General features: G+C 43.4%; 3 protein-coding genes and 1 pseudogene. 1 reads left to right on the top strand and 3 read right to left on the bottom strand.

Going from position 1 to position 3631, the window contains the following annotated elements:
* Positions 1–152 precede the first annotated feature (152 nt).
* The 3 genes from tatA to IQ242_RS19425 form a co-directional block, all read right to left on the bottom strand.
* A complete protein-coding gene (gene tatA, locus IQ242_RS19435) occupies positions 153–329 on the bottom strand; it encodes a twin-arginine translocase TatA/TatE family subunit (RefSeq protein WP_002733416.1) in 177 nt (58 codons plus the stop codon).
* Between the two features lie 98 nt (positions 330–427).
* The gene (lpdA, locus tag IQ242_RS19430) at positions 428–1858 is read right to left on the bottom strand and encodes a dihydrolipoyl dehydrogenase (RefSeq protein WP_046662267.1); all 1431 of its coding nucleotides are present in this window, start codon (positions 1856–1858) and stop codon (positions 428–430) included.
* Between the two features lie 513 nt (positions 1859–2371).
* Positions 2372–3178: a DUF3782 domain-containing protein gene (locus IQ242_RS19425; RefSeq protein ID WP_193961092.1), complete on the bottom strand. Its 807-nt coding sequence runs from the start codon at positions 3176–3178 to the stop codon at positions 2372–2374.
* Positions 3179–3525: 347 nt separating this feature from the next.
* On the opposite strand from IQ242_RS19425, the pseudogene IQ242_RS19420 reads away from it, so the two are divergent.
* Positions 3526–3631: pseudogene (locus IQ242_RS19420) on the top strand (epoxyqueuosine reductase); the annotation flags it as partial.

Genomic DNA, 3631 nt, shown 5'->3' with positions numbered 1-3631 from the left:
AACTGATAACTGATAACTGATAACTGATAACTGATAACTGATAACTGATAACTGATAACTGATAACTGATAACTGATAACTGATAACTGATAACTGATAACTGATAACTGATAACTGATAACTGATATAGCGGAGTTTCATACGGGCGAAATTTATCTCATCTTCTCGTCACTGTCTTCAATTTCTTGCTCATCTTGATTGATTTCTTCTTTAAATCCCCGTAAAGTTTTTCCCAAAGCTGCCCCAAATTCGGGTATTTTTTTCGGTCCAAATATCAGGAGAACAACCACAGCAATAATTACTATTTCTGGCCAACCTAATCCAAACATAATCTTGAAAGTAAAAAGTAAAAAAAGAGAAAGTAGTCAGAATTTAGGAGTCGGAAACTTAACGGTAATAACTGATAACTGATAACTGATAACTGACTCTATGCTGCTACTTCTGCTCGTTTATAAGCTTCGTCGAGGACTTCTGAGAGAGTTGGATGGGTGTGGATGCGGAAAGCGAGTTCATGGACAGATTTACGTTCAGCGATCGCATTGGCCGCTTCTTGAATTAAATCCGATGCGTGGATACCGATAATATGAACACCGAGTAATTCCCCCGTATCCTGACGATAAACGACTTTAGCGATGCCTTCCGTTTCTCCTTCCGCTAAAGCTTTAGAATTTCCCTTAAAATAGGTCTTGACAGAAGCCACCTTATACCCTTCTTGCTGTGCCAAAGCTTCTGCTTGCGGTTCCGTTAAACCCACATAACTAATTTCGGGGTGGGTAAAAGCGGCGGCGGGAATACTGCGATAATCGATGGTTTTTGGGCGATTACAGATATTTTCAATGGCTATTACCCCTTGACCCGAAGCAGCGTGAGCTAACATCATTTTACCCGTAGCATCGCCGACGGCCCAGAGATGGGGAATCGGTTCACCGTCCTGAATTACCTGCATTTTGTCATTAACGGCAATAAAACCGCGTTTATCCAGTTCTACCCCCACAAATTCCAATCCGAGATTCTTGGTCGCGGGGATTCTTCCTGTAGCGACTAAACAAGCATCTACCTCTAAAATTTCGATCGCTTCTTTGCTTTTTGCGTCCACCAGTTCAATGGCCACAGGATTCCCCGGTTTAATACTTTTTGCCAAAACTCCCACATAAGTCTCGATGTCTCTAGGTTTAATCAGAACTCTTTCCGCGATTTTCGAGATTTCTGGGTCAAATCCCGGCATGAGACTATCTAAAGCTTCGATCATCGTCACTTCACAACCCAAAGCGGTGTATATATCCGAAAATTCCAGACCGATATAACCACTACCGATGATTGCAATCCACTTGGGTAAAGTTTCTAATCTAACGGCCTCATCGCTGGTAAAAACCGTTTTATGATCGATCTCGATCCCCGGTGGGACAAAGGGAACCGACCCCGGACAGAGCATAATATCCTTAGCGGTGTAGATTTTTTCGCCACTATCCCCGATGACGCTAACTTTTTGCGGACCGGCGATTTTTCCCCAACCGTGGATAGTATCAACCTTGAGACGTTTAAGACTATTAGTGAGATCGCCTCTAATTTTACTAACAAGGTTGTTAGCATGATCGGCAATGGTCGGACGGTCAAAATTAACGCCACCGATGGCAATACCTAGACTTTTCAGATGGTCACTATCGGCCAATTCGCGCACTCGTCCCGAGGCTGCCAGTAAAGCTTTAGAGGGAATACAACCGCGATTAACACAGGTTCCTCCCATATCTTTGGCTTCGATAATAGCCGTTTTTAGCCCACATTTGACCGCGTGTAGGGCTGCTCCGTGGCCACCAACTCCAGCACCGATAATAATTAAATCGTAGTCGAATTCACTCATAGTCTCTCTGACTCTCAAAGTTAGCATTATCCCATTTTACGATCCACTGCGATCAAGCGGTGCTATCCCGGTCAAAAACTGGAGCCAGTTTTTAGCTATTAGGTTCTCGTGCATTGAAACTGGGTATTGGCAATTTTAGGACAAAACGTCACTAGATCTCTTGTAAAAATAAAAAATTGTTGTTCGGGTTGAGAGTCGGTCGTCAGTAGTCAGAAGAATTAGAAATAGTCCATTCACAGATTTTATACTATTTAATCCTTATTTTTGCCGTTTTTGAATCCTCAAAAATTAATTAAGTGGGTGGGTGGAATTAAATATAAGATGAACGTAGGTTGGGTTGAAGCATGAAACCCAACGCCCTACAAATAATTGTGCCTCCCTACTTATGCAAGGTGTTACTTACCCAAGATATGAATACTAATCCTGCATCGTATCCATAAGTTAGGCTAGTACTAGGTTGGAAAAATTAGACCTGCTGCCAATACTTTGCCAGATGAAAGACCCATCCTTCCCCTACCATAATTTAGGCTCGAAACCAGAATCGTTAATGATTTCTACCGTTTCTCCCGATGGTTTAATCACAAATAAACCCTGTTTATAGGCATAACGATCTACTCCTTCGTCTATTTCTATTCCCGCCACTGCACCATAAGCCTGATAGTTTTTATAATGGGGAAATGCTTGTTTAAATCGACTTAATTTTTCTAAAAACTCATTGACATCATCTTTCGATAAACGAGACTTACATTCTACTAAAACTACCTCGGTTTCATCGACGGCTAAAATATCAATCTCCATGGCTATTCCTTGCCGTTTTACCCTGGCACGACTGTAGGTTTCTTTGACATCGATACCTTTGCTACGAAATAGGCCAATAACAGCAGGTTCGACTAATTCCTCGACGAATCTTCCCCAGCGAGTGGTTAAACTATCCACAGCACGACTGGTATTGGCCACTGTTTTCTCTAGCTCGGCCAAACGGCGATCAGCTTCGGCCTTGGCTTCAGCAGCCCGGCGATCATATTCAGCGGCCCGGCGATCGTATTCAGCGGCCCGGCGATCGGCTTCGGCCCTAGCTTCAGCAGCCCGGCGATCGGCTTCAGCGGCCCGGCGATCGGCTTCGGCCTTGGCTTCAGCGGCCCGGCGATCGGCTTCAGCAGCCCAGCGATCGTATTCAGCGGCCCGGCGATCAGCTTCGGCCTTAGCTTCAGCCTTGGCTTCAGCAGCCCGGCGATCGTATTCTTGGCGTGATTGTTCAAACTTTTCGTTAGTTTTCTCAAAAAGTTTATAGATATCTTCGATGGTAATCGGTTGAGACATGGTTATTTGTTTTAATCTTTCTTATTTTACTATAATTGTACTAGCAAAGTACAAGTCATTTTAGGGACGGGTGTTAATTGAGCAAGTCAATAGTTATACTAAATCCGTTGAGTAACGCACAGAAAACGGGTTTCTCGGAGAAACCCGTTTTCTACTCATGCACTCATGCAAAACGGAGAATAAATAATCAGTTTTTAATAACTGGATTTAGTATGAGGACGATATAGCGGGGACGGGAACCACAGTTTCTTCGTTGATCATGGTTTCTAACTGTTGAGCCTGGGATTTGGCTCAATAAATTGATCATTGTAAATAATTGTTACAAATACTTGACTTAAGATATGTCTATGCCCACAGAAACACAAATCAAAGAAAAAGCGCTAGAGTTGGGCTTCCATGGGGTCGGTATTGCCTCTGTGGACAGCCAAGACTCGGCGGTATCCCATCTAAAAA

It is taken from the genome of Microcystis sp. LEGE 08355, from assembly GCF_015207185.1.
GTDB lineage: Bacteria > Cyanobacteriota > Cyanobacteriia > Cyanobacteriales > Microcystaceae > Microcystis > Microcystis panniformis.
Note: the sequence above shows the minus strand (reverse complement) of the source record. Positions and strands in the feature narration are given on the sequence as shown.

What these genes read in the sequence shown, in the direction of transcription:
- tatA (WP_002733416.1), bottom strand. Translation starts at nt 329, where the DNA reads ATGTTTGGATTAGGTTGGCCAGAAATAGTAATTATTGCTGTGGTTGTT.
- lpdA (WP_046662267.1), bottom strand. Translation starts at nt 1,858, where the DNA reads ATGAGTGAATTCGACTACGATTTAATTATTATCGGTGCTGGAGTTGGT.
- IQ242_RS19425 (WP_193961092.1), bottom strand. Translation starts at nt 3,178, where the DNA reads ATGTCTCAACCGATTACCATCGAAGATATCTATAAACTTTTTGAGAAA.